Origin of the sequence: Providencia sp. Je.9.19 (assembly GCF_051129765.1) — a bacterium.
Taxonomy (GTDB): Bacteria; Pseudomonadota; Gammaproteobacteria; order Enterobacterales; family Enterobacteriaceae; genus Providencia.
Window position 1 is genome coordinate 736,585 of sequence record NZ_JBCPSS010000001.1, and the last position, 23,180, is coordinate 759,764.

Here is a 23,180-nt window from a genome sequence, read left to right on the forward strand (position 1 = left end):
TTTTGTACTTTTATTTCTATTTTCAGGCAATGAAATGACTGACTATCTTCTTCTATTTGTTGGAACGGTGCTGGTTAACAACTTCGTCCTCGTTAAATTCCTCGGCCTATGCCCTTTTATGGGCGTATCAAAAAAACTCGAGACCGCCATTGGAATGGGCTTTGCGACAACATTCGTTATGACACTAGCTTCTATTAGCTCTTGGCTGATGGATACCTTAATTCTTATCCCTCTCGACCTACTCTATTTACGCACCCTCAGCTTTATACTGGTTATCGCAGTTGTGGTGCAATTTACAGAAATGGTTGTTAGAAAAACGAGTCCAACCCTCTATCGTTTACTCGGTATTTTCTTACCCTTGATCACCACAAACTGTGCAGTGCTAGGTGTCGCTTTACTCAATATCAATCAATCCCATAATTTTTTACAGTCAGCAATGTATGGATTTAGCGCAGCAGTTGGCTTTTCTCTTGTTATGGTGTTGTTTGCCGCCATCAGGGAACGCCTTGCTATCGCAAATGTCCCTGCACCATTTCGTGGTTCTTCAATTGGGCTGATTACCGCAGGTCTGATGTCTCTTGCATTTATGGGCTTCAGTGGTTTGGTGAAATTCTAATGATGTCTTTATGGATTGCAATTGGCATATTAGCTGTTTTGGGCCTTATATTTGGTCTGATCCTCGGATATGCATCCCTACGATTTAAAGTTGAACAAGACCCAATCGTTGAAAAGCTCGACGCTATTTTACCACAAAGTCAATGTGGTCAATGTAGCTACCCTGGTTGTCGCCCCTACGCAGAAGCCGTGGCTAATAATGGTGAAATGATTAATAAATGCGCACCGGGTGGCGAGCTTGTCATGCTCAAAATTGCAGAACTAATGAATGTTGATCCTCAACCTATTGATGGTGATGACTCAGCGCAAAACCCTATTCGTAAAGTTGCCATTATTGATGAAGAGAATTGCATCGGTTGTACAAAATGCATTCAAGCCTGTCCTGTTGATGCTATTGTTGGTGCAACACGCGCCATGCATACAGTAATTGAAGATTTGTGTACTGGTTGCGACCTCTGCGTTGCGCCTTGCCCAACTGATTGTATTGAGCTGGTCCCTGTGAAAACGACTACTGCAAACTGGAAGTGGGATCTTAACTCGATCCCTGTTAAAAATATTTCTGTGGAACCTCTAGAACAACGCCAAATATTAACTAGAGGTGAGTCACATGTTTAAGCTTTTTAGCTGGCTAAAAAACGATGATATTTGGGACTTTAAAGGTGGTATTCATCCACCGGAAATGAAATTGCAGTCAAGCAAAGTGCCTATGCGCATTGCCTCTGTACCTGATGAAATCATCATTCCTTTACAACAACATTTAGGCCCTGAAGGTGAATTAATTGTTACTGTCGGCGCCCATGTTTTAAAAGGACAGCCTTTAACGAAAGGATTGGGTCGAACAGTTCCGGTTCATGCCTCAACATCCGGTACTATTACGGCCATCGAGCCAATGGTTACGGCCCATCCATCAGGTCTTAAAGAACTTTGTGTTCGTATTAAATCAGATGGAAATGATGAGTGGTGCCCACTCTTCCCAGAAAAGCATTATGAACAACTTACTACGGCACAATTGCTACTAAAAATTGAGCAAGCTGGTATTGCCGGCCTTGGTGGTGCAGGGTTCCCTACCGCATCAAAACTTGCCGGTGGGCAAGATGCTATTAATACATTGATTATCAATGCTGCTGAATGTGAGCCTTACATTACAGCAGATGATAGATTAATGCAGGAACATGCAATTGAAGTGATTGAAGGATGCCGAGTTTTACAACACCTTTTAAATCCTGACCAAGTATTAATTGGTATTGAAGATAATAAACCTGAAGCGATTGAGGCGTTAAAACACGCTATCACTAAGCGAGACAACAAAATACTCATTAAAGTTATCCCGACAAAATATCCCTCAGGTGGCGCAAAACAATTAACTAAAATACTAACAGGTAAAGAAGTCCCTTCGGGGGCTCGTTCTTCTCAAATTGGTGTTTTAATGCAAAATGTCGGTACTGTCGTTGCCATTAAGCGCGCAGTAATTGATGGACAGCCATTAATTGAGCGCGTCGTCACTGTCACCGGTGAAGCTATTCAAAAACCAGGCAATTTTTGGGTTCGACTTGGGACTCCTGTAAAATATCTTCTTGAACAATCTGAGTTTATACCCGAGATAGAACAAATGGTGATCATGGGTGGTCCACTCATGGGCTTCACCCTGCCTGACTTAAATGTACCAGTCGTTAAAATTTGTAATTGCCTTTTAGTTCCAACAATGGAAGAAGTTGGCCAAAAAGCATTAGAAGAAGCCTGCATTCGCTGCGGACTCTGTGTTGACGCCTGTCCCGCTGCATTACTACCACAACAGCTATACTGGTTTAGTAAAGGAAATGAGCACGAGAAAGCGCAAAAACATAACTTATTCGATTGTATTGAATGTGGTGCTTGCGCTTATGTTTGCCCAAGTAATATTCCTTTAGTGCAGTATTATCGCCAAGAAAAAGCAGAAATCCGTGAACTCACCCAAGAAGAGCGCCGTTCTGCTGAGGCTAAATTGCGTTTTGAAGCTAAACAGCAGCGTATGGAGCGAGATAAACTTGCTCGTGCAGAGCGCCATAAAAAAGCAGCTGTACAAGTTGATGACATAAATAACGATGCTGTTAATGCTGCATTGGCAAGGGTTAAAGCCAAGCAAAAGCTTTCCAATGAACCTATCAAAATTATTTCTGGTGAGCTACCGGATAACAGTGCGGCCATTGCCGCTAGAGAAGCTCGCAAAGCACAAGCTCGAGCCAAACAAGCCGAAAAAATGGCAAATGAACAATTGAGCTCCCCATCTCTAGATATCAATGAAGATCCTAGAAAAGCTGCGGTAAATGCAGCACTTGCGCGTGCAAAAGCCAAAAAAGCGGCACAAGAACAATCTCAACCTGAATCGATAGCCACGGAAACAGTAACAACATCAACCGAAACGGAAGTTGACCCACGCAAAGCGGCAGTCGCAGCTGCGATTGCACGTGCAAAAGCCAAAAAAGCGGCACAAGAGCAATCTCAACCTGAATCGATAGCCACAGAAACAGTGACAACATCAACCGAAACGGAAGTTGACCCACGCAAAGCGGCAGTCGCAGCTGCGATTGCACGTGCAAAAGCCAAAAAAGCGGCACAAGAGCAATCTCAACCTGAATCGATAGCCACGGAAACAGTGACAACATCAACCGAAACGGAAGTTGACCCACGCAAAGCGGCAGTCGCAGCTGCGATTGCACGTGCAAAAGCCAAAAAAGCGGCACAAGAGCAATCTCAACCTGAATCGATAGCCACAGAAACAGTGACAACATCAACCGAAACGGAAGTTGACCCACGCAAAGCGGCAGTCGCAGCTGCGATTGCACGTGCAAAAGCCAAAAAACTAGCCCAAGCACAAACGGAATTAGCGACACAAGTGACGATTGAAGATGAACTAGCTCCTGCCGCGCAGATGCCAATTGAAGAAGAAACTGATCCCCGTAAAATTGCAGTAGCTGCAGCAATAGCCCGCGTGAAAGCGAAGCAAACTCAGAAACAAAATGAACAGACAACTACAGAGTAAGTGATAAAAGATGAAATTTAGGCCACTTGATGCGAAAAATCGCCGATTAAAAATAGCTAGTGCCCCATTTACTCATGATAGGCAAAGTACCAGTCAGATAATGTTCTGGGTTTTACTTGCAGCAATCCCCGGTATTGCTGTTCAAACCTATTTTTTTGGTATCGGTACACTTTATCAAATTATTTTAGCGATGGTGACGGCTGCTATAACAGAAGCTATTGCAATTCGCTTACGCAAACAACCTATACTTCCCGTACTGAAAGATAATTCAGCGATTGTAACTGCCTTATTACTTGGCGTAAGTTTACCGCCATTAGCACCTTGGTGGCTTATCGTACTCGGTACTGTATTTGCCATTATTATTGCCAAACAATGTTATGGTGGATTAGGGCAAAATCCATTTAATCCCGCAATGGTTGGTTATGTTGTCTTGCTTATTTCATTTCCCGTCCAAATGACTAACTGGTTACCCCCACAAGAATTACAAACGCTTTCTATTTCTGCAATGGATAGCTTATCTGTCATTATGAGTGGTCATACTCCCACTGGAGTTACTTTAGAGCAGTTACGGATGGGTGTCGATGGCATGAGCCAAGCGACACCTTTAGATAGCTTTAAAACAGGTTTATTAACCCACTCTATATCTGAAGTATTACAGCAACCTATTTTGCAAGGGTCTCTTGCTGGTATAGGTTGGCAATGGGTCAATATTGCTTATCTTATTGGTGGTTTGATTATGCTTAACCGCCGTATTATTAGCTGGCAGATCCCTGTCGCATTTATCGGCACTTTAGCATTTTTCTCTATCATCAGTTGGTTAATTGATGATGGCCGTTATTCGCAACCTTTAGTTCAATTGTTATCAGGCGCAACGATGCTTGGGGCATTTTTTATCGCAACCGACCCAGTCACCGCCTCAACGACACCTAAGGGCCGAATTATATTTGGCATCATGATTGGATTTTTAGTCTGGGTAATACGCGTTTATGGTGGATATCCAGATGCCGTCGCCTTTGCGGTATTATTGGCCAATATTACAGTGCCATTAATTGACTACTATACGCAGCCTCGCGCGTACGGACATGGACATAAGTAGGAAACCAATATGTTAAATACGATGCGACGCCATAGTACAATTTTAGCACTATTTGCTGCGGGAACTACCGCACTCAGTGCCGCAGTCTATACTTTGACTAAAGAAACTATTGCGGAACAAGCAGCTCTCGTACAAAAGAAATTACTCGATCAAGTCGTGCCATCTGAGCTATATGATAATGATTTGGCCAAAGAGTGTTATCTTGTCACCAATGAATCTGTTTTAGGTAATAAACTACCAAGACGGCTTTATATAGCCCGAAAAAATGGTGAACCCGTTGCAGCCGCATTAGAAAGTACCGCTCGCGACGGTTATTCAGGTGCTATTCATCTTTTAGTTGGTGCGGATTTCAAAGGTACGGTACTAGGAGTCCGAGTGACTGAGCATCATGAAACACCAGGTCTTGGTGATAAAATTGAAACACGTATTTCTGATTGGATAACCCATTTTAGTGGTAAAAAAATGGAATCCGATAACGACCCTAAATGGGCAGTAAAAAAAGATGGTGGTGAATTCGACCAATTCACTGGCGCAACGATAACCCCCAGAGCGGTTGTTAATGCCACAAAACGTACCGCTGTATTTATGCAACATATACAGCAAGAATTATCGAGTTACCCTATTTGCGGGGATGAATAATAATGAGTGAATCGAAAGATCTGATGGTTCAAGGGTTATGGAAAAATAACTCTGCTCTAGTGCAATTATTGGGTTTATGCCCATTATTGGCGGTTTCTTCAACAGCAACCAACGCATTGGGGCTTGGATTAGCCACGACGTTAGTTCTAATTTGTACTAATGTTGCTATCTCTGCCTTTCGCCGCTGGGTTCCGGCAGAAATACGTATCCCAATTTATGTTATGATCATCGCTTCGGTTGTTAGTGCTGTTCAAATGCTTATTAATGCCTATGCCTTTGGCTTATATGAATCACTTGGAATATTTATCCCTCTTATCGTTACAAACTGTATCGTCATTGGGCGCGCCGAAGCTTATGCGTCACGAAATCCTGTTCATTTATCTGCGATAGATGGCTTAGCAATGGGACTTGGTGCTACCGCTGCACTTTTTGTGCTTGGCGCAATGCGTGAAATTTTAGGCAATGGAACCCTATTTGATGGTGCCGATTTATTACTAGGATCATGGGCTAAATCCATAAGAATTGAAGTCTTACACCTTGACTCACCATTTTTACTCGCTATGCTGCCCCCAGGTGCATTTATTGGCTTAGCCTTAATGTTAGCCTGTAAGTATTTGATAGATGAAAAAATGAAAAAAAGAGCCGCCCTGAAACTGGATCAACAACCAGCCCGCGAATATGAAAAACAACAAGGGTGCGGTAGTCATATTTCTTAAATTAATATTATGTGAGCAATGAATAAATCAAAACGCCTTGAGATTCTAACTCGTCTACGCGATAACAATCCTCATCCAACAACGGAGTTAAAATTTAACTCCCCTTTTGAGTTACTTATTGCGGTATTGCTTTCAGCGCAAGCAACTGATGTCAGTGTTAATAAAGCAACCGCAAAATTATATCCTGTTGCAAATACCCCAGAAAAGCTCATGGCTCTGGGTGTCGATGGCATAAAATCATATATAAAAACCATTGGCTTATTTAATACTAAAGCTGAAAGTGTTTTTAAAACCTGTAAAATTTTAATTGAAAAACATAATAGCCAAGTTCCAGAAGACCGTGAAGCGCTTGAAGCTTTGCCGGGTGTTGGTCGTAAAACAGCCAATGTAGTACTAAATACTGCATTTGGTTGGCCAACAATTGCTGTTGATACGCATATTTTTAGAGTTTGTAATCGTACCAATTTCGCATCAGGTAAAAATGTCGTTGAAGTCGAAGATAAGTTATTAAAAGTCGTCCCAGCAGAGTTTAAAGTTGATTGTCATCATTGGTTTATACTACATGGCAGATATACTTGCATTGCGCGAAAACCGCGTTGCGGCTCTTGTATTATCGAAGATTTATGCGAATTCAAAGACAAAGTATATCCTGAAAATTAATAAATTTGACTCTCAGCTAATCGTTATTAACCTTTAGTTAATTCCTATTAGCTCTCAGATATGGTTAAAAGCGCATTTTTTTCTTGCCCTAATACTTTGTCTTACGTAACAATAGAGTCAAACTCAACCTCACAAAATAAATGGTAAGTATGTTTCAAGATAACCCATTGCTCGCACAGCTTAAACAAAAATTACATGCCCAAACCCCCCGAGTTGAAGGCCTAGTTAAAGGTACTGAAAAAGGTTTCGGTTTTTTAGAAGTTGATGGACAAAAAAGTTACTTTATCCCACCTCCGCAAATGAAAAAAGTCATGCATGGTGACCGCGTTATTGCCTCCGTACATACAGATAAAGACCGTGAATTTGTAGAGCCAGAAGAGCTTGTAGAACCTTTTCTTGAACGTTTTGTCGGTAAAATTCAGAAAAAAGAGAACGACAATCGATTATTTATTATCCCTGATCATCCTTTATTAAAAGACGCTATTTCCTGTCGCCCAATAGATGGAATTACACATCAATTCAAACAAGATGACTGGGCCGTCGCACAAATGCGTCGCCATCCCTTAAAAGGAGATAAGGCATTTTATGCAGACATCACTGAATACATTACTGATGGCGCTGACCATTTTGCTCCTTGGTGGGTAACGTTACGCCGTCACCAATTAGACCGTGATGAACCACAAATGGTTGACTGTGAGCGTGATGATCAGGGTATTGAACGTGTTGATTTAACTGAGCTGCATTTTGTGACTATTGATAGTGCAAGCACTGAAGATATGGATGATGCGCTTTATATTGAAAAAACTGAAAACGGCGATTTAAAATTATTTATCGCCATTGCTGACCCAACTAGCTATATCAGCGAAGGAAGTGAGCTCGATAAACTCGCCCTTTCCCGCTCTTTCACTAACTATTTACCGGGTTTTAATATCCCGATGCTGCCGCGCATATTATCTGACAATCTATGTTCCTTACGTCCAAATGAGCGTCGGCCAGCCTTAGTTTGTGTTGCCTTGATCCACCAAGATGGCTCTATTTCTGAAAATATTGAATTTTTCAGTGCATGGGTAGAGTCAAAATCTAAGCTAGTTTATGATGAACTTTCTGATTGGCTAGAAAATACAGGTAGTTGGCAGCCAAAGAATGAAAGCGACAAGCAACAAATTCTGTTATTAAAAGAGATGGCAGATAAACGCCTACAGTGGCGTGATGATCATGCACTCGTGTTTAAAGACAGACCGGATTACCGCTTTGTGTTAGATGATAAAGGTGATGTCGTTGACATCGTTTCAGAAAGCCGTCGTAGTGCTAATCGCATTGTCGAAGAAGCCATGATAACGTCAAATCTGTGCGCTGCGTCTGTATTAAAAAATAAATTAGGTTTTGGTGTCTTTAACGTACATATGGGCTTTGACCCATTACAAATTGATCAAGTAGTTCAAACCCTTAAAGATAACGGTATTGAAACAACAGCGGAGTCACTACTTTCACTTGAAGGATTCCGCCAATTACGCCTTCAATTAGATTCACAACCTACCCAATTTTTAGATAGCCGTATTCGCCGTTATCAGACATTTGCAGAAATTAAAGCCGATCCAGGCCCACATTTTGGCTTAGGATTTAATGCTTATGCAACATGGACATCTCCAATTCGTAAATATACCGATATTGTCAACCACCGCCTGTTAAAGTCCATTATTGCCGGTAAGCCATCAACCAATAAGCCGAATGAAGAACTGTCACTTAAACTGGCTGAGCGTCGCCGAGCTAACCGTATGGCTGAACGAGACGTTGGAGATTGGTTATATTCCCGATTCTTGAAGCCATTTGAAGGTACTGATAAAAAATTTCCTGCTGAAATTATTGATATTACCCGTGGCGGTATTCGAGTCAGACTGACTGGCAATGGTGCGGTCGCTTTCATCCCTGCGCCATTCCTTCATAGCGTACGCGATGAAGTTCAATGCAGCCAAGAAACAGGGTGTGTTCTGATTAAAGGTGAAAAAGCTTATCAGCTTAACGACATCATTGATGTCAATATTGCCGAAGTTCGTATGGAAACTCGAAATATCGTTGCTCGCCCTGCGGCATAGTAACAATTGTGCTATTATCTAAAGACTGCTGACAAAATCGTCAGTAGTCTTTTATTTTTTAGCCTTAACACAAAAATCGCATTTAACGTTAAAAAATCTACATTTATTGATATTTATTCCTGATTATTCTTATTTGTTAAATCAACGACCATGATATTTTAAACATGTAATAATTTGAATTTAAGGATCAATAAAATGAATACTCTAAGCAAACGCATTCTATCTTTTGTTATTGTAACGACTATCGCTATCAGTGTTGGCGCATGCTCGAACATGTCGAAACGAGATAAACATACGACAATCGGCGCTGGCGTAGGCGCAGTTGGTGGGGCAATACTCACTGATGGTAGTCCACTAGGAACGATCGGTGGTGCAGCGGTTGGTGGTATTATTGGTCGGCAGGTCAAATAGACCATAGCCAGCTGGACTCAGATTCAATAATAAGGGGAAACATTTGATTTCCCCTTACTTTTCAATGCTACTGGATTAATTAGCGAATCAACCACCAGCTAATTTAACTTTAAATCCTTTGGCTTCAAGAAGTTGCTTGATAAAGTCACGCTTTTCACCTTGGATCTCAATATTACCGTCTTTAACTGCACCGCCACAACCACACTTCTTTTTTAATTCAGCGGCGAGTAAACTAAGTGCATTATCATCAAGATCAAGGCCTGTCACAACGCATACACCTTTACCTTTTCGTCCTGATGTTTCACGACGAATCCTAACAATGCCATCACCTTTTGGTCTTTCTGATTTAATTTTCTCTTCTTCGATACGACCAACATCAGTGCTATAAACTAAACGGCTATTTGAGTCATTCATTACAACCCCTTGATTGACTGATTAATTTGTTGCAACGTCAAAGTTGGGTTATCACTACGCGTAATGGGACGACCAATGACCATATAATCAACCCCTGCTTTTACCGCATCTTGTGGCGTCATAATACGGCGTTGATCGCCAATATCACTGCCTAATGGGCGAATACCAGGCGTGACTAATTTAAAATCGTTGCCACATAAATCTTTTAGACGAATAGCTTCATGGGCTGAACAGACGACACCATCAAGACCACATTGTTTGGTAAGTAGAGCAAGACGTTCTGCATGTTCCGCGGGGGTTGCATTAATACCAACGCCAATAAGATCAGACTCATCCATGCTAGTCAGCACAGTTACAGCTGTTAATAATGGTGCATCTTTGCCATAGACTTCCAGTGAATTACGCGCAGCTTCCATCATACGAGCACCACCGCTAGCATGCACATTCACCATCCACACCCCCATTTCAGCAGATGCTGCGACAGCTCGAGCAACCGTATTTGGAATATCATGGAATTTTAAATCAAGGAAAACATCAAATCCACGCTCATGAAGTGACTTAACGAATTGAGGACCATTGAAAGTAAACATCTCTTTACCCACTTTTAGACGGCAATCACGTGGGTCAAGACGATCAACAAAGGCTAACGCCGCATTTGCATCATCGTAATCAAGCGCAACAATGACAGGCGAATGCGTCATTACGCAGGTCTGGTTCTCAGTTGAGGAAATCATTTCATAGCCTTTAATTGAGTTGTAATAATTGAAAAGGTGACGTTGTCACTGACCATCTAATCCTCTTATTGGCTTGATAGTGTCCCAAGAGCGACAAGATGGGCAATGCCAATAGAGTGAATGTGAGGTAAACCCGCATTTATGACAGCGATAATCAGGTTTTGTTTTAATTTGCTCACCAACCATTTTACGCAATAAAATCAAACTTTCTTTCGCCCGACCATCTTCTGCTTCTTGAAGGTGGTAATCCATCAAACGATAAAATAAGCGCATGGTTGGATGACGTTGTATTTGATCATTAACGTAACTGGCAGCCGCTTCTCGATTTTGTTTTTCTGCGATGATATCAGCCAAATACAGTTGGGCAATCGCACCTGAATTGCCTGCAACACATTGACGTAAGTAATCTTCCCACTCATCAGAATCGCCAGTATGTTGGTAGCAGTCATAAAGAAGAGGTAAAGCCTCCGCGACAAGTTCACGATCTTGTTCGTAAACTTGCTTTAAAACATTAATTGCTTTTTCAAAGTTAGCTTGTTCAATAAAAATGCGCCCTTTCATAATTGAAACCCGCGCACAATTTTTATCCGCTTGAGCCGCTTTATTAAGTAAATTCAGCGCATCATCAAGATCATCACTACCGAGTTGCTGAGTCGCAAGTTCACAGTAAAAATGGGCAATTTGTTCACGTAGCTCATCGTTACCTAGCTTGACTAGTTTACCCGCAACATCTATCGCTTTGCTCCAATCACTGGTTAACTGATAAATACTTAATAAAGATTGTAATGCACTTTGTTTGAAATCGATTTCATCAGTAAGTTGTTGAAACATATTCTCAGCACGGTCATAAACTCCAGCGGTCATATAATCTCGACCTAACTGCTGAGTTGCTAAAAGTCTTTGTTCAAATGAAAGAGAGGCACTTTCCACCAGCGACTGGTGAATTCGAATTGCGCGTTCAACTTCGCCGCGAGAGCGAAATAAATTACCTAAAGTGAGATGGGCTTCAAAAGCAGAGCTATCTTCTTTCAACATATCCAAAAATAGATCAACTGCTTTATCTTGTTGATTGGATAATAGAAAATTCACGCCTGTTACGTAATCACGTGACAAGCGATTCGCATGTTGCTGCTTATCTTGTTGAACGCTTCTGCGCCCCATGTACCAACCGTATGCTGCGGCAACAGGTAGCAACAGAAACAGCAACTCAAACATACAGGACTATTCCTTATCCTGAGCTGTCACTATCGAGGTTGACTCTGAAGTTTTTTTATCTCCAACCTCTAATTGTGACTCTAAACGTTTAATTTTACGTCGTGCATTTTTAAGACTTACAACAGTGCGTAAATAAAAGACTGCACAGATTAGCCAACCAAGCACAAAACCGACACCAAAAAGTAATGCAAGCAGAGATGATAAAGAAAAATCCCCTTTTGCTATCAGGTAGTTAAATGTAATTACCTGATCATTGCTTGAGCCCAGCGTAATCGAAATGATAAAAAAAGCGACCGCTAGTAATAAAATCAGAAAATATTTCACATTTGTTCCCGTTGTCAGTTCTTATGATCCTAAAATATCTACCTGATAAGGTAGCATTTCCGGCGCATTCAGACAAAGTAATTTATTTTATACAAACTACTTTAACTAAAATAAAACACCTATTTTCAGTCTCTAATTGCAATCACGATCAACCATCTTATTTGAGAGTTTATAATCGAATAATGCATACCCAAAAATGGCAAAACAACCGCTAATAATAATAGAAACAATTATATCTATTGGCCAGTGCATCCCCAAAATCATACGACTAAATCCAATTCCTTCTGCCCAAATAGCTAAAAATAAACAAAATGTATATTGGCGACGTTGCCATAACAGCCCTATCAGTAGCAATGCCCAACCAGCAGCAAATAACATATGCCCAGAAGGAAATGAGTAACCAGTTTCTGATTGCCAATGTGCAAGCTGCCATTTTGGAACGTTTTCATTTTGGTTCACCGTTGTTTGAACTAGCTCTGCACGTTGTAGCCGTGTTAAATCATAAAATTCTGAATTTGAAATATCATATTGTTGTTCTATCCAAACAATATAGGGTCTAGGCTCTTGAAAATAATTTTTAAGTATCGACTTAAGACCCTGCATGGCTAATATGCAAAAAATCATAATAGCGATCAATTTAACAAATAAATGACGTTGTGAACGGAACACAAATAATGTGATAGAAACGAAAATGAGAGAAGTAACAATGCTATAAGGTGCGCCTGCCGTATCGGTTAGCCAAAGTATCCACTTCATCGATTTTGGCTGATTTTCAGGTGACCAATTCCATCCTATCATCATTAATATAATCGGTGGAATTAACAACAACACAGCAAAACAGGTAACAATATAAACGTTTTTTTTCATCTCATGTATTCCATACAGATAAGTTATTTCCTATACATAAATATTACATTCACTCTTCGTTAACTCTGCTATAGTAATATACCGCTGGCAGTGTGCAAAGGTGTCAGCCTCTATATGCTAAACGTTATAGAGTATCGATATTTTAAACTCAATGTAGTTTATATCGATTAACGTTAATAATTAAGCAAGAGTTACTTTAACTAATGAATGAAAATATGCAGCTAAAACGCGTAGCCGAAGCAAAATTACCCACTCCATTTGGCGAATTTCTGATGGTTGGCTTTGAAGAAATCGCCACAGGTCATGATCACGTAGCACTAGTTTTTGGTGATATTACCGGCTCTGTGCCTATTCTTAGTCGTATTCATTCTGAATGCTTAACGGGTGATGCATTATTCAGCTTACGTTGTGATTGTGGATTTCAATTAGAAGCCGCACTCTCTCAGATTAGCAAAGAAGGTAGAGGTGTTCTTCTTTACCATCGTCAAGAAGGTAGGAATATTGGCCTACTCAATAAAATTCGTGCCTATGCATTACAAGATCAGGGTTTTGATACCGTAGAAGCTAATCTAAAACTGGGTTTTAAAGCCGATGAGCGTGATTTTACGCTTTGTTCTGATATGTATAAACTACTAGGCATAAATGAAGTTCGTTTATTGACCAATAACCCGCAGAAAATTGATATTATGCGTGAAGCCGGAATTAATGTTGTAGAACGCGTACCTTTAATTGTTGGACGTAATCCTAGCAATGCGCACTACCTTGATGTCAAAGCTGAAAAAATGGGTCATTTGTTATTTAAGCATCAATAATCATATCTAAAGGAAGTGCGCCCCCGCGCTTCCTTCCTCCAATTACGCCTTATTTATATATCCGATTATAACAATCAAATGTTAGACATTTACGCATTGTCATATTCACATTCTTTTTATAAGGTTTATACTGTCTGCAATATTATTACCTTGATAAATATGTCAATAATTGCTGCCAATTATACCTATTTTTCATACTGCAAGGAGATATTGTGAATAACCTGCATTCCATTCAGCGCATGAGAAGATTGCGTAAAAATGAACAATTTCGCGCCCTATTTCAAGAAACTCACCTATCACTAAATGACTTGTGTTTACCTATTTTTATTGAAGAACAACTCGATGATTATATGCCAATTAAAAGTATGCCGGGCGTCATGCGCATCCCTGAAAAGCGTTTGGCTTATGAAATTGAACGCATTGCCAACGCAGGCATTAAATCCGTAATGACATTTGGTGTTTCGCATCACCTTGATGAAACAGGGAGTGATGCATGGCATGAAAATGGCCTAGTTTCACGTATGTCACGTATATGTAAAGACACAGTTCCTGAAATGATTGTCATGTCAGATACATGTTTTTGTGAATATACCTCTCATGGACATTGCGGCGTAATGCATGGTGATATCGTTGATAACGACACCACTATTCATAATCTCGGTTTACAAGCTGTTGCCGCAGCGCGCGCAGGGGCTGATTTCATTGCGCCATCCGCAGCAATGGATGGACAAATTGCAGCAATTCGCCACGCACTTGATACCGCCGGTTTTACAGATACCGCTATCATGTCTTACTCCACTAAATTTGCCTCAGCACTTTATGGCCCATTCCGTGATGCCGCAGGTTCTTGTCTTAAAGGTGATAGAAAAACCTATCAAATGAATCCAATGAACCGCCGTGAAGCTATTCGCGAATCATTAATTGATGTACAAGAAGGCGCTGATGCATTGATGGTTAAACCCGCGGGTGCGTATCTTGATATCATTCGTGATTTACGTGAATGTACACAATTACCCATTGGGGCTTATCAAGTCAGTGGTGAATATGCGCAAATTAAATTTGCAGCTCAAGCTGGTGCTATCGATGAAACTCGAGTAACACTTGAAACATTAGGCTCAATTAAACGAGCTGGTGCTGACCTCATCTTTACTTATTTTGCATTGCAACTTGCTGAAGATAAAATTTTATAAAGAACAGTAATCATCCAGATAGCATTCAATTGGAAAACCCAAAGCCAATAGCTGTATATAAACACAGTTATTGGCTTTTTGGTATCTTATCAATAGATAACTACGCCACCAAAATATTTATTAATTTGAACTTCGTTACTTTAGCCTTAATAACCACTGCTACGACTGGTCTCAGGCTTATTTACTGACAAAATTCATGACTAATAATAGAGAGCCGAGCTAGAAAATTAATGTATTTCATTCGGAATGTTTATCCATTAATAGAGACAAAAACGCCGATACTGTGTTTATATACAGTATCGGCGTTTTTTCAATATAAGTGTTCTTATAACTTATCGATGCTCAATTCTAAGTGCGTTGTAATTTAAGTTGCTGAGATAAACTTTGTGCATATGCTTGAGCTGATTCCTCAGTTAATAAGCCTGCAATAAGTAAATCTGATTTACCCGCTGATGTTTTTGCTATCACTCCCCATGAATCAACTTCAGCGGCAATGCTATCAATGCTTTGATCTAACATAGGAAAAATTTCGAAGAAATCTTTTAGGGGGGCAATTGAGATTGAGGAATAATCAGCATTCATTCCTAATGGAAATTCTTTATCGGCATATAATCGTAAATCGTGGACTTCAGTTTCTGGCGTTTGCATCACAATGGAATATAAATTGGGAATATGTTCTAAAATATCTCGGACTTCATCATTCGCTCCCACACAATGGGAAGTACTTACAAGAATATCTGCTGCCCATAAAGCACCTTTATAAAAATCAATTTCATGGATCTCTGCCATATTTATTTCCTTTACGTTATTTTCAATAGATGCTGTTACTTCATTAAATCAGACTACAAGCTATATATCGTAAATGTAATCAAAAAAAACAAACTGGTTCATGGTTAACTTCACATAAAGCACTAAAAGTACAATATTTGATGTTCAACAGGTTTAATTCATTTCTCCCAACAACTCAAACAACTGCTATCACCATAACTTAGAAACAACATTAAAATATTGAGAAAAAACAATATTCATCAAGCAATATGAAATAAAAAACGCCTGCGATGTAAGTTCACGCAGGCGTTTACAGTTTGGTGCTAATGAAGCATTTGTCTAATCACATAATGCAATATGCCACCATGACGGTAATATTCCATTTCTGTTGCCGTATCAATACGACAACGAGTGGTTATTTCTTTAATATCACCGTTTCCATAAGTAATTCTAACGATGATATCTTGCCCTGGTGTCAATGATTGCAACGATGCCACATCGATTCTTTCATCGCCTTTCAAACCTAATGTTTTACGTGTCATCCCATGAGTAAATTCAAGGGGAACCACCCCCATACCAATAAGATTAGAACGGTGAATACGCTCATAAGATTCCGTTATTACCACCCTAACGCCCAGTAAATTGGTTCCTTTCGCAGCCCAATCACGACTAGAGCCTGAACCATATTCTTTACCCGCAATAATCGCTAATGGTCGTTTTTCTTGCTGATACAACATAGCCGCATCATAGATTGCCATTTGCTTACCTGTTGGAATATGTAATGTATATCCCCCCTCAACACCCGGCACCATTTCATTACGGATACGAATGTTAGCAAATGTCCCGCGCATCATCACTTCATGGTTACCACGACGTGAACCATAAGAGTTAAAATCAGCAGAATTCACACCATGCTCTTGGAGATAACGTCCCGCTGGGCTATCTTTTTTAATGTTACCCGCCGGCGAGATATGGTCAGTCGTGACCGAATCACCCAAAATGGCTAAAATACTTGCCCCTTGAATATCTTCAATCACATCAGGGACTGCACGCATATTTTCAAAAAATGGCGGATGACGAATATAAGTCGAATCTGCTTGCCAATGATAGGTTGATGAACTTTCAACTTCTAATGAACGCCATGCATCATCACCATCAAAAACTGCGCTATATTCTTTACGGAACATATCCGTTTTCACTTTTTCAACCGCTAAAGCAATTTCTGCACTTGTTGGCCAAATATCTTTGAGATAAACATCATTACCTTGTTTATCTACTCCTAAAGGCTCTACTTTAAGATTGATATTCATATTACCTGCAAGCGCATAAGCAACAACTAAAGGTGGTGAAGCTAACCAGTTGGTTTTGACTAATGGATGGATTCGGCCTTCAAAATTACGGTTACCCGATAATACAGCTCCTACTGTCAAGTCGGTTTGTTTTATCGCATCTTCAATTGGTGTTGGTAATGGCCCTGAGTTACCTATACAGGTAGTACATCCATAACCCACTAGGTTAAAACCTAATTTATCAAGGTAAGGCGTTAATCCGGCTAAGGCGAGATAATCAGTAACAACTTTAGAGCCCGGTGCCAAAGATGATTTCACCCATGGCTTACGCGATAACCCTTTTTCAACCGCTTTTTGCGCTAAAAGCCCTGCTGCCATTAAAACACTTGGATTCGAAGTATTGGTACACGATGTAATCGCGGCAATCACAACTGCACCATCTGTTAATTCAAAAGATTGATTTTTATAATTAACCGTTGGATGTGCGTTTCTTTCTTTTTTATTCACCTCTAATTCAACCGCACCGCGAAATGCGACTGGAACTTGGCTCAGTTCGACTCTATCTTGTGGGCGTTTTGGGCCTGCAAGGCTAGATTCTACGGTAGACATATCCAATTCTAATGAGCTGGTAAATATGGGCTCATCCCCTTGATGGCGCCAAAGTCCCTGCGCTTTACTGTAAAGCTCCACCAGCGCAATATCATCTTCACTGCGACCCGTTAATCTCATATAGGCAAGTGTCACGTCATCCACAGGGAAGAATCCACAGGTTGCACCATATTCTGGGGCCATATTAGCGATAGTTGCTCTATCAGCCAACGGTAAATCAGCTAATCCATCACCATAAAATTCAACAAATTTACCAACGACACCGTGTTTTCGCAGCATTTGCGTGACAGTTAACACTAAATCCGTTGCCGTTATACCTTCGGGCAACTTACCGATTAATTTAAATCCAACCACATCTGGAATTAGCATCGATACCGGCTGACCTAGCATTGCGGCCTCAGCTTCAATACCACCAACACCCCAGCCAAGTACGCCTAATCCATTAATCATCGTGGTATGTGAGTCGGTTCCCACTAAAGTATCTGGATAAGCATATAACTTACCGCCGGTTTCTTCATGCCACACAGTTTTACCTAAATATTCAAGGTTAACTTGATGACAAATACCGGTTCCCGGTGGAACAACTCTAAAACGATTAAACGCTTTTTGACCCCAGCGTAAAAATAAGTAACGTTCATGGTTACGTTGCATTTCTATTTCAACGTTTTCCCCAAATGCATTTTTTGACCCAAATTCATCTACCATCACGGAATGGTCGATAACGAGATCTACTGGTGATAATGGGTTCACTTGGTTAACATTTCCACCCAATGACTTAACCGCTTCTCGCATTGCCGCGAGATCCACTACAGCAGGTACACCTGTAAAATCTTGCATGAGAACCCGCGCAGGTCGGTAGGCGATTTCTCTTTCTGCATGGGCTTCTTTTTGCCAATCAATAATGGCTTGTAAGTCCTGTTCAACCACTGACTTACCATCAATATTACGTAATAGATTTTCGAGTAGAACTTTGAGGGATTTAGGTAACCGAGCTCCATCACCTAACTTTTTTTCGGCAAGTGCTAAACTAAAGTAATTATATTGCTTGTTTCCAATATCGAGCACCGCTGCACTTTGTGTTTTTAGATTCAACGACATAACTCCTCCTTGGTTTTTTATGACGATGGCAATACCACACGTCAATCACCATTATTTTTTATAAACCTCTTTTAATCATAGTTGCTCAAAAAATTTCATTTATTGATTTCGTGCCAAATACACAATGAAACACACTTTAGTGTAGGATAATTTAGGCTAAGATGTGAACTTAAGGCAAATGATCACCTTTATCATTACATTTCGAAGGGATTTAAATTTGATTTTTAATTTTTGAACAATGTACATTTAAATTATTTTCAAAGCATTTTAGCCCATAGCTAGGCGGCAAAAACACAAATCCCTAGGAGCGTAGATAACTACGTGACTAGGGTTTGTGTTTGAAGCCAACAACGCTATGGGCTAAAAGGCAAAGAAAATCAAATTATAGGGAGTTTTATATCTTTAAAAAACGCTTCTATATCCTCATTATTTCTTAACGCAACCGCCTTATCTACCACATCTCGGGTTAAATGCGGTGCAAAACGCCACATAAAATCATACATGTAGCTACGTAAGAAACTGGTTTTTTTGAATCCTATTTTTGTAGTGCTATAACTGAATTTATCACGCATATCAATAATAACTAAATCACTATCATTAACGGGATCAACTGCCATACTTGCGATAATCCCAATACCAAGCCCTAACCGAACATAAGTTTTAATCACATCAGCATCTGTTGCAGTGAAAATTATTTTTGGCTCTAATCCTATTTTTTGAAATGCAATATCCAGTTCTGAACGACCAGTAAAACCGTGGGTATAGGTCACAATTTGATATTGTGCGATATCTTCAATAGTCACGTTCTTTTTGGTGGCTAATGGATGATCTTTTTGTACGACCACACAACGGTTCCAGTGGTAGCAAGGTAACATGATCAAATCGCTATAAAGGTGTAATGCTTCTGTTGCGATTGCAAAATCACTATTACCTTTGCACACTTCTTCTGCTATCTGTGTTGGCGTCCCTTGCTGCATATGTAAAGAGACATTAGGATAACGCTCAATAAACCCTTTAATCACCGGAGGTAATGCATAACGAGCTTGTGTATGCGTAGTTGCAATGCTAAGGCTACCTCTATCTGGGTAAGTATGTTCCCCCGCTACTGAGCGTATCGCATCAATTTTAGACAAAACTTCCCTTGATATACGAACTACCTCTTCACCTGCGGGAGTGACATGTGTTAAATGTTTACCACTACGAGCAAATATTTGAATACCAAGCTCATCTTCAAGCATACGAACCTGTTTACTGATCCCCGGCTGTGAAGTGAATAATCCTTCGGCTGTAGAGGAGACATTCAAGTCGTGATTGACGACTTCAACAATATAACGCAATTGCTGCAATTTCATTTTTAGGTCTACCTCTTACAAAGCGACTTGCCAATCGCTATAGCTAAAAAATATTAGTTATAACTAAAAGAAATATAGATTATGTTCTATATAACTAATATATCATTATTTAGATAAGAATAAATAGCATGATGATAAAATTTCATCTAAGTCATACAAAATCATCAGCCGACGTAAGATTTTGCAAAGTAGAATTAAATTTTTTCTGAAGTATGATTGAATAATAAAAATATTATGTTGTTAGATTCACCTTAGCTTTTACAACTTAAAGGTGAATATACAAATCCTTAATAAAGAGAGGTTTATGCATGCGTATCAACGTATTGGCTTTACTTATTGGCATATCAACTGTTTCCCTTGCATCTAATTTGTATGCAAAAGAAGTTTCATACGGTCAACAAAAAATTGTGCTATCTGATTCGATTCAACCAGGAAATGATTTTTATCGTTATGTTAATGAGGATTGGATAAAAAAAGCAAAAATACCTACAGGTATGCCTCGTATTAACTCCTTCGTTGATTTGTATCTCAATACCGAAAAACAAACACAGGCAATTATTGCACAGTTACAAGCCTTACCAGAAAGCGCTCTTAGCCATAACCAACGTAATATTCGAAATTTATATTTAAGTTATTTAAATGAAGATGCGATTGAAAAAGCGAATATCTCGCCGATAAAAAGCGACTTAGACGCAATTAAGCAAGCGAAAGATCATAATGATATAAGCCGTTTAATGACCTTACCCGCATATAACTCACTCATTTCCTATTGGGTCGATTTAGATGCAAAATCACCTGATACTTATGTTCTTTATATCGGTCAAGGTAGCTTAGGATTACCAAATCGTAACTACTATCTTGATGATACCCCGCAAATGGAAGCAATTCGTAAAAGCTATATTGCCTACATTGAAACTATTTTAAAATTAGCGGGAGAAAAAGATGTCGATAAGAAAGCGCAGCAAATATTTGACCTCGAAAAATCAATAGCTAAAGTACAATGGAGCCCAGAGGAACGCCGTGATACCCTCAAAAATTATCACGCAATGACCTTACCAGAAATGAAAGCATTCACTAAAGGTTTTGCATGGGAAAACTTCATTAATCATTGGCAACTTTCAGATAAACAATTAGAAAAAATTGTCGTAGAAACCGATACGGCTGTAGAAAAGACAGCACAAATTTATGCGCAAACACCAATATCGGTACTAAAAGACTATCTAATTTTCCAATATGTTAGCAGTAATGCCCGTTATTTAAACCAACAATTTGTTGATGCCAATTTTGATTTTTACTCGAAAAAACTCAATGGGATAGAAAAACAACGTACCCGTCAAGAACGTGCGTTACAGACAGTTAACGCCCTGCAAGGTGAACCTTTAGGGCAAATCTATGTTGAACAGTATTTTGATCCGAAATCAAAAGAAAAAATTAAAGATCTGGTCAGTTATGTGAGAGAAACATTCAATTCACGTCTGAAAGTTAATGACTGGATGGATGACGCGACTCGACAAGAAGCACTCAAAAAATTAGACCAATTTACTGTAAAAGTAGGATACCCAGATCAATGGAACAACTTTGATAGTATTAATCTCAAACAAGATGATTTACTTGGTAATTACAAACAAGTGAATGAGTGGTCTTACAAAGACGCCATCAGCAAAATAGGTAAACCGGTTCGCAAATGGGAATGGGGAATGACACCACAAACCGTTAACGCTTATTTCAATCCAGTACAAAATGAAATCGTTTTCCCTGCGGCGATCTTACAAGCACCGTTTTTTGATCCTAACGTTGACCCAGCCTATAACTATGGCGCTATTGGCGCAGTTATTGGTCATGAAATGGGGCATGGATTTGATGATCAAGGTAGTTTATATGATGGTACGGGCCAATTGCGTAACTGGTGGAGTGAAAGTGCCAAAACGCATTTTAAACAAAAAACCGATAAGCTAGTCGACCAATTCAATGCTTTTGATGTAGATGGGCAAAAAGTCAATGGGCAGCTAACGTTAGGCGAAAACATTGGTGACTTAGGTGGGCTTAACATTGCGTTAAGCGCCTACAAACAGTTTGTCAAAGAAAACTACCCAAATGGCGAAGCCCCTATCATTGACGGAACTACTGGATTACAACGCTTCTTTATTTCATGGGCGAGAACATGGCAAGAACTGTCAAACAAAGAATCAGAACGTAATAAAATCTTAACCGACCCGCACAGCCCAAATCAGTTTCGTGCAAATGGCGTTGTCCGCAACATCGATGATTGGTACCAAACCTTCGGTGTTGATAAAAATAACCAACTCTATTTAGAGCCTGAACAACGTATCCGTATTTGGTAAATACTGACTATAAGGCTCTAACTTTTCTTAATAAATGGAAAATGGAGTTACCTATATAATTCAGTAGAAACTAGTAGAATATTACTCTAAATAATTCGTGCTGTGGCAAGGCAGCGAGCGAGGATAGCTCGGGGAGCATACAAAAGTATGTGACCCGAGTAGCCGAGTGCAGCCAACACCGCCACAGCGCGAAGTATGAAGAGTAATTATTTGATTATCCCACAGGCCATCCTCGCCCCCCCACCACCGAGTGCTTCAGGATTGTCTGAATAATTATCACCGCCAACATGTACCATTAATGCATGATTTTTCACATCATTAAGTGACTTTAACCGTGGTGCGAGAACCGCATAATCCGCATTACCTTTAGCATCTGCCACTAAGCCCGGTAAATCGCCTAAATGGCCGCTATTATCATAAGGACCTTTATGCACACCTGTTTTCTCAGGATCCATATGACCACCAGCTTTTAATGCTGGCACTATTTTGCCCTCTTTTTCACCCGGTTCACAACTTGGGTTGGCATGAATATGAAAACCATGAATACCAGCTTGTAGCCCAGTTATTTTCGGGGTGAACAATAATCCATATTCAGTTTCAGAGATAACGACTTCACCGATTGCTTTACCCTCTCCAGTTGTGGTCGCTTCTTTTAATACGACAGTTGTGTCAGCGGCAAAAGCCGCACTTGTCGTAAATAATGCAGCAAGTAAACAAATCTTGAACTTCATTTTACCTCCAGTAGATAAAATTTATCTATCGTTCCATCGACTTACCTCATATTGATATGAAGTAAGAACCGTTTTATTGTTGAACGCAATAATGCACAGCGCTATTTCACGTTAGCACATTTAAGTTAGTACTTTTGTTCAAATGATTTCTTTAGTGAATAAATGATAGTTACATCACAATCATTT

General features: G+C 39.9%; 21 protein-coding genes. 12 read left to right on the forward strand and 9 right to left on the reverse strand.

What is annotated here, in order from left to right; genetic code table 11:
- Positions 1-34: 34 nt before the first annotated feature.
- The 9 genes from rsxA (at position 35) to osmB (ending at position 9,249) form a co-directional block, all read left to right on the forward strand.
- Positions 35-616: an electron transport complex subunit RsxA gene (gene rsxA, locus AAZR93_RS03490; RefSeq protein ID WP_294103863.1), complete on the forward strand. Its 582-nt coding sequence runs from the start codon at positions 35-37 to the stop codon at positions 614-616.
- Positions 616-1,230 carry an electron transport complex subunit RsxB gene (gene rsxB, locus AAZR93_RS03495; RefSeq protein WP_434718999.1) on the forward strand — a complete coding sequence of 205 codons (615 nt, stop codon included), beginning with the start codon at positions 616-618 and terminating at the stop codon, positions 1,228-1,230. Before rsxA ends, rsxB begins: the two co-directional genes overlap by 1 nt.
- Positions 1,223-3,634 (forward strand): electron transport complex subunit RsxC, encoded by a 2,412-nt coding sequence (rsxC, locus tag AAZR93_RS03500; protein ID WP_434719000.1) that lies wholly within the window; start codon positions 1,223-1,225, stop codon positions 3,632-3,634. Before rsxB ends, rsxC begins: the two co-directional genes overlap by 8 nt.
- Positions 3,635-3,644: 10 nt before the next feature.
- Positions 3,645-4,730 carry an electron transport complex subunit RsxD gene (rsxD, locus tag AAZR93_RS03505; protein ID WP_294106165.1) on the forward strand — a complete coding sequence of 362 codons (1,086 nt, stop codon included), beginning with the start codon at positions 3,645-3,647 and terminating at the stop codon, positions 4,728-4,730.
- Between the two features lie 9 nt (positions 4,731-4,739).
- A complete protein-coding gene (gene rsxG, locus AAZR93_RS03510) occupies positions 4,740-5,369 on the forward strand; it encodes an electron transport complex subunit RsxG (RefSeq protein ID WP_294106161.1) in 630 nt (209 codons plus the stop codon).
- Positions 5,370-5,371: 2 nt separating this feature from the next.
- Complete coding sequence (locus tag AAZR93_RS03515; protein ID WP_294106158.1) at positions 5,372-6,085, forward strand: electron transport complex subunit E; 714 nt, start codon at positions 5,372-5,374, stop codon at positions 6,083-6,085.
- A gap of 18 nt (positions 6,086-6,103) precedes the next feature.
- Positions 6,104-6,745, forward strand: a complete 642-nt coding sequence (gene nth, locus AAZR93_RS03520) for an endonuclease III (RefSeq protein WP_294106155.1) — start codon at positions 6,104-6,106, stop codon at positions 6,743-6,745.
- 149 nt (positions 6,746-6,894) lie between these two features.
- Positions 6,895-8,838, forward strand: coding sequence for an exoribonuclease II (locus tag AAZR93_RS03525; RefSeq protein ID WP_434719001.1), 1,944 nt, complete (start codon positions 6,895-6,897; stop codon positions 8,836-8,838).
- A gap of 195 nt (positions 8,839-9,033) precedes the next feature.
- Positions 9,034-9,249, forward strand: a complete 216-nt coding sequence (gene osmB / locus AAZR93_RS03530; protein WP_294106150.1) for an osmotically-inducible lipoprotein OsmB — start codon at positions 9,034-9,036, stop codon at positions 9,247-9,249.
- An 87-nt stretch (positions 9,250-9,336) separates the two neighbouring features.
- Here osmB and yciH read toward each other — a convergent pair whose 3' ends face one another.
- From yciH to pgpB, 5 genes are all read right to left on the reverse strand, one after another.
- Complete coding sequence (gene yciH / locus AAZR93_RS03535) at positions 9,337-9,663, reverse strand: stress response translation initiation inhibitor YciH (RefSeq protein WP_336430073.1); 327 nt, start codon at positions 9,661-9,663, stop codon at positions 9,337-9,339.
- Positions 9,663-10,397, reverse strand: coding sequence for an orotidine-5'-phosphate decarboxylase (gene pyrF / locus AAZR93_RS03540; RefSeq protein ID WP_294106201.1), 735 nt, complete (start codon positions 10,395-10,397; stop codon positions 9,663-9,665). The genes yciH and pyrF overlap by 1 nt, the downstream gene beginning before the upstream one ends.
- Before the next feature lie 45 nt (positions 10,398-10,442).
- Positions 10,443-11,612 carry a lipopolysaccharide assembly protein LapB gene (lapB, locus tag AAZR93_RS03545; RefSeq protein ID WP_336430066.1) on the reverse strand — a complete coding sequence of 390 codons (1,170 nt, stop codon included), beginning with the start codon at positions 11,610-11,612 and terminating at the stop codon, positions 10,443-10,445.
- Positions 11,613-11,618: 6 nt separating this feature from the next.
- Entirely contained in the window at positions 11,619-11,936 is a 318-nt protein-coding gene (locus tag AAZR93_RS03550) for a LapA family protein (protein WP_294106144.1), read from the reverse strand.
- Positions 11,937-12,068: 132 nt separating this feature from the next.
- On the reverse strand, positions 12,069-12,803 hold the full coding sequence (gene pgpB, locus AAZR93_RS03555) for a phosphatidylglycerophosphatase B (protein WP_434719002.1): 735 nt from the start codon (positions 12,801-12,803) through the stop codon (positions 12,069-12,071).
- A gap of 215 nt (positions 12,804-13,018) precedes the next feature.
- On the opposite strand from pgpB, the gene ribA reads away from it, so the two are divergent.
- Together ribA and hemB are read left to right on the forward strand one after the other, a co-directional pair.
- Positions 13,019-13,615, forward strand: a complete 597-nt coding sequence (ribA, locus tag AAZR93_RS03560; RefSeq protein WP_294106199.1) for a GTP cyclohydrolase II — start codon at positions 13,019-13,021, stop codon at positions 13,613-13,615.
- 212 nt (positions 13,616-13,827) lie between these two features.
- Positions 13,828-14,805 carry a porphobilinogen synthase gene (gene hemB / locus AAZR93_RS03565; protein WP_434719003.1) on the forward strand — a complete coding sequence of 326 codons (978 nt, stop codon included), beginning with the start codon at positions 13,828-13,830 and terminating at the stop codon, positions 14,803-14,805.
- A gap of 348 nt (positions 14,806-15,153) precedes the next feature.
- On the opposite strand, the gene AAZR93_RS03570 is transcribed toward hemB, so the two are convergent.
- From AAZR93_RS03570 to cysB, 3 genes are all read right to left on the reverse strand, one after another.
- Positions 15,154-15,594, reverse strand: a complete 441-nt coding sequence (locus AAZR93_RS03570) for a hypothetical protein (protein ID WP_434719004.1) — start codon at positions 15,592-15,594, stop codon at positions 15,154-15,156.
- Positions 15,595-15,896: 302 nt separating this feature from the next.
- The gene (gene acnA, locus AAZR93_RS03575) at positions 15,897-18,569 is read right to left on the reverse strand and encodes an aconitate hydratase AcnA (protein WP_434719005.1); all 2,673 of its coding nucleotides are present in this window, start codon (positions 18,567-18,569) and stop codon (positions 15,897-15,899) included.
- A gap of 377 nt (positions 18,570-18,946) precedes the next feature.
- Entirely contained in the window at positions 18,947-19,921 is a 975-nt protein-coding gene (cysB, locus tag AAZR93_RS03580; protein ID WP_336430048.1) for an HTH-type transcriptional regulator CysB, read from the reverse strand.
- A 308-nt stretch (positions 19,922-20,229) separates the two neighbouring features.
- Here cysB and AAZR93_RS03585 point away from each other — a divergent pair, with 308 nt between their 5' ends.
- Complete coding sequence (locus AAZR93_RS03585) at positions 20,230-22,263, forward strand: M13 family metallopeptidase (protein ID WP_434719006.1); 2,034 nt, start codon at positions 20,230-20,232, stop codon at positions 22,261-22,263.
- A 206-nt stretch (positions 22,264-22,469) separates the two neighbouring features.
- Here the strand turns inward: AAZR93_RS03585 and sodC are convergent, their stop codons facing one another.
- Complete coding sequence (gene sodC, locus AAZR93_RS03590) at positions 22,470-22,994, reverse strand: superoxide dismutase [Cu-Zn] SodC (RefSeq protein ID WP_434719007.1); 525 nt, start codon at positions 22,992-22,994, stop codon at positions 22,470-22,472.
- Positions 22,995-23,180 lie beyond the last annotated feature (186 nt).

What these genes read in the sequence shown, in the direction of transcription:
- rsxA (WP_294103863.1), top strand. Translation starts at nt 35, where the DNA reads ATGACTGACTATCTTCTTCTATTTGTTGGAACGGTGCTGGTTAACAAC.
- rsxB (WP_434718999.1), top strand. Translation starts at nt 616, where the DNA reads ATGATGTCTTTATGGATTGCAATTGGCATATTAGCTGTTTTGGGCCTT.
- rsxC (WP_434719000.1), top strand. Translation starts at nt 1,223, where the DNA reads ATGTTTAAGCTTTTTAGCTGGCTAAAAAACGATGATATTTGGGACTTT.
- rsxD (WP_294106165.1), top strand. Translation starts at nt 3,645, where the DNA reads ATGAAATTTAGGCCACTTGATGCGAAAAATCGCCGATTAAAAATAGCT.
- rsxG (WP_294106161.1), top strand. Translation starts at nt 4,740, where the DNA reads ATGTTAAATACGATGCGACGCCATAGTACAATTTTAGCACTATTTGCT.
- AAZR93_RS03515 (WP_294106158.1), top strand. Translation starts at nt 5,372, where the DNA reads ATGAGTGAATCGAAAGATCTGATGGTTCAAGGGTTATGGAAAAATAAC.
- nth (WP_294106155.1), top strand. Translation starts at nt 6,104, where the DNA reads ATGAATAAATCAAAACGCCTTGAGATTCTAACTCGTCTACGCGATAAC.
- AAZR93_RS03525 (WP_434719001.1), top strand. Translation starts at nt 6,895, where the DNA reads ATGTTTCAAGATAACCCATTGCTCGCACAGCTTAAACAAAAATTACAT.
- osmB (WP_294106150.1), top strand. Translation starts at nt 9,034, where the DNA reads ATGAATACTCTAAGCAAACGCATTCTATCTTTTGTTATTGTAACGACT.
- yciH (WP_336430073.1), bottom strand. Translation starts at nt 9,663, where the DNA reads ATGAATGACTCAAATAGCCGTTTAGTTTATAGCACTGATGTTGGTCGT.
- pyrF (WP_294106201.1), bottom strand. Translation starts at nt 10,397, where the DNA reads ATGATTTCCTCAACTGAGAACCAGACCTGCGTAATGACGCATTCGCCT.
- lapB (WP_336430066.1), bottom strand. Translation starts at nt 11,612, where the DNA reads ATGTTTGAGTTGCTGTTTCTGTTGCTACCTGTTGCCGCAGCATACGGT.
- pgpB (WP_434719002.1), bottom strand. Translation starts at nt 12,803, where the DNA reads ATGAAAAAAAACGTTTATATTGTTACCTGTTTTGCTGTGTTGTTGTTA.
- ribA (WP_294106199.1), top strand. Translation starts at nt 13,019, where the DNA reads ATGCAGCTAAAACGCGTAGCCGAAGCAAAATTACCCACTCCATTTGGC.
- AAZR93_RS03570 (WP_434719004.1), bottom strand. Translation starts at nt 15,594, where the DNA reads ATGGCAGAGATCCATGAAATTGATTTTTATAAAGGTGCTTTATGGGCA.
- acnA (WP_434719005.1), bottom strand. Translation starts at nt 18,569, where the DNA reads ATGTCGTTGAATCTAAAAACACAAAGTGCAGCGGTGCTCGATATTGGA.
- cysB (WP_336430048.1), bottom strand. Translation starts at nt 19,921, where the DNA reads ATGAAATTGCAGCAATTGCGTTATATTGTTGAAGTCGTCAATCACGAC.
- AAZR93_RS03585 (WP_434719006.1), top strand. Translation starts at nt 20,230, where the DNA reads ATGCGTATCAACGTATTGGCTTTACTTATTGGCATATCAACTGTTTCC.
- sodC (WP_434719007.1), bottom strand. Translation starts at nt 22,994, where the DNA reads ATGAAGTTCAAGATTTGTTTACTTGCTGCATTATTTACGACAAGTGCG.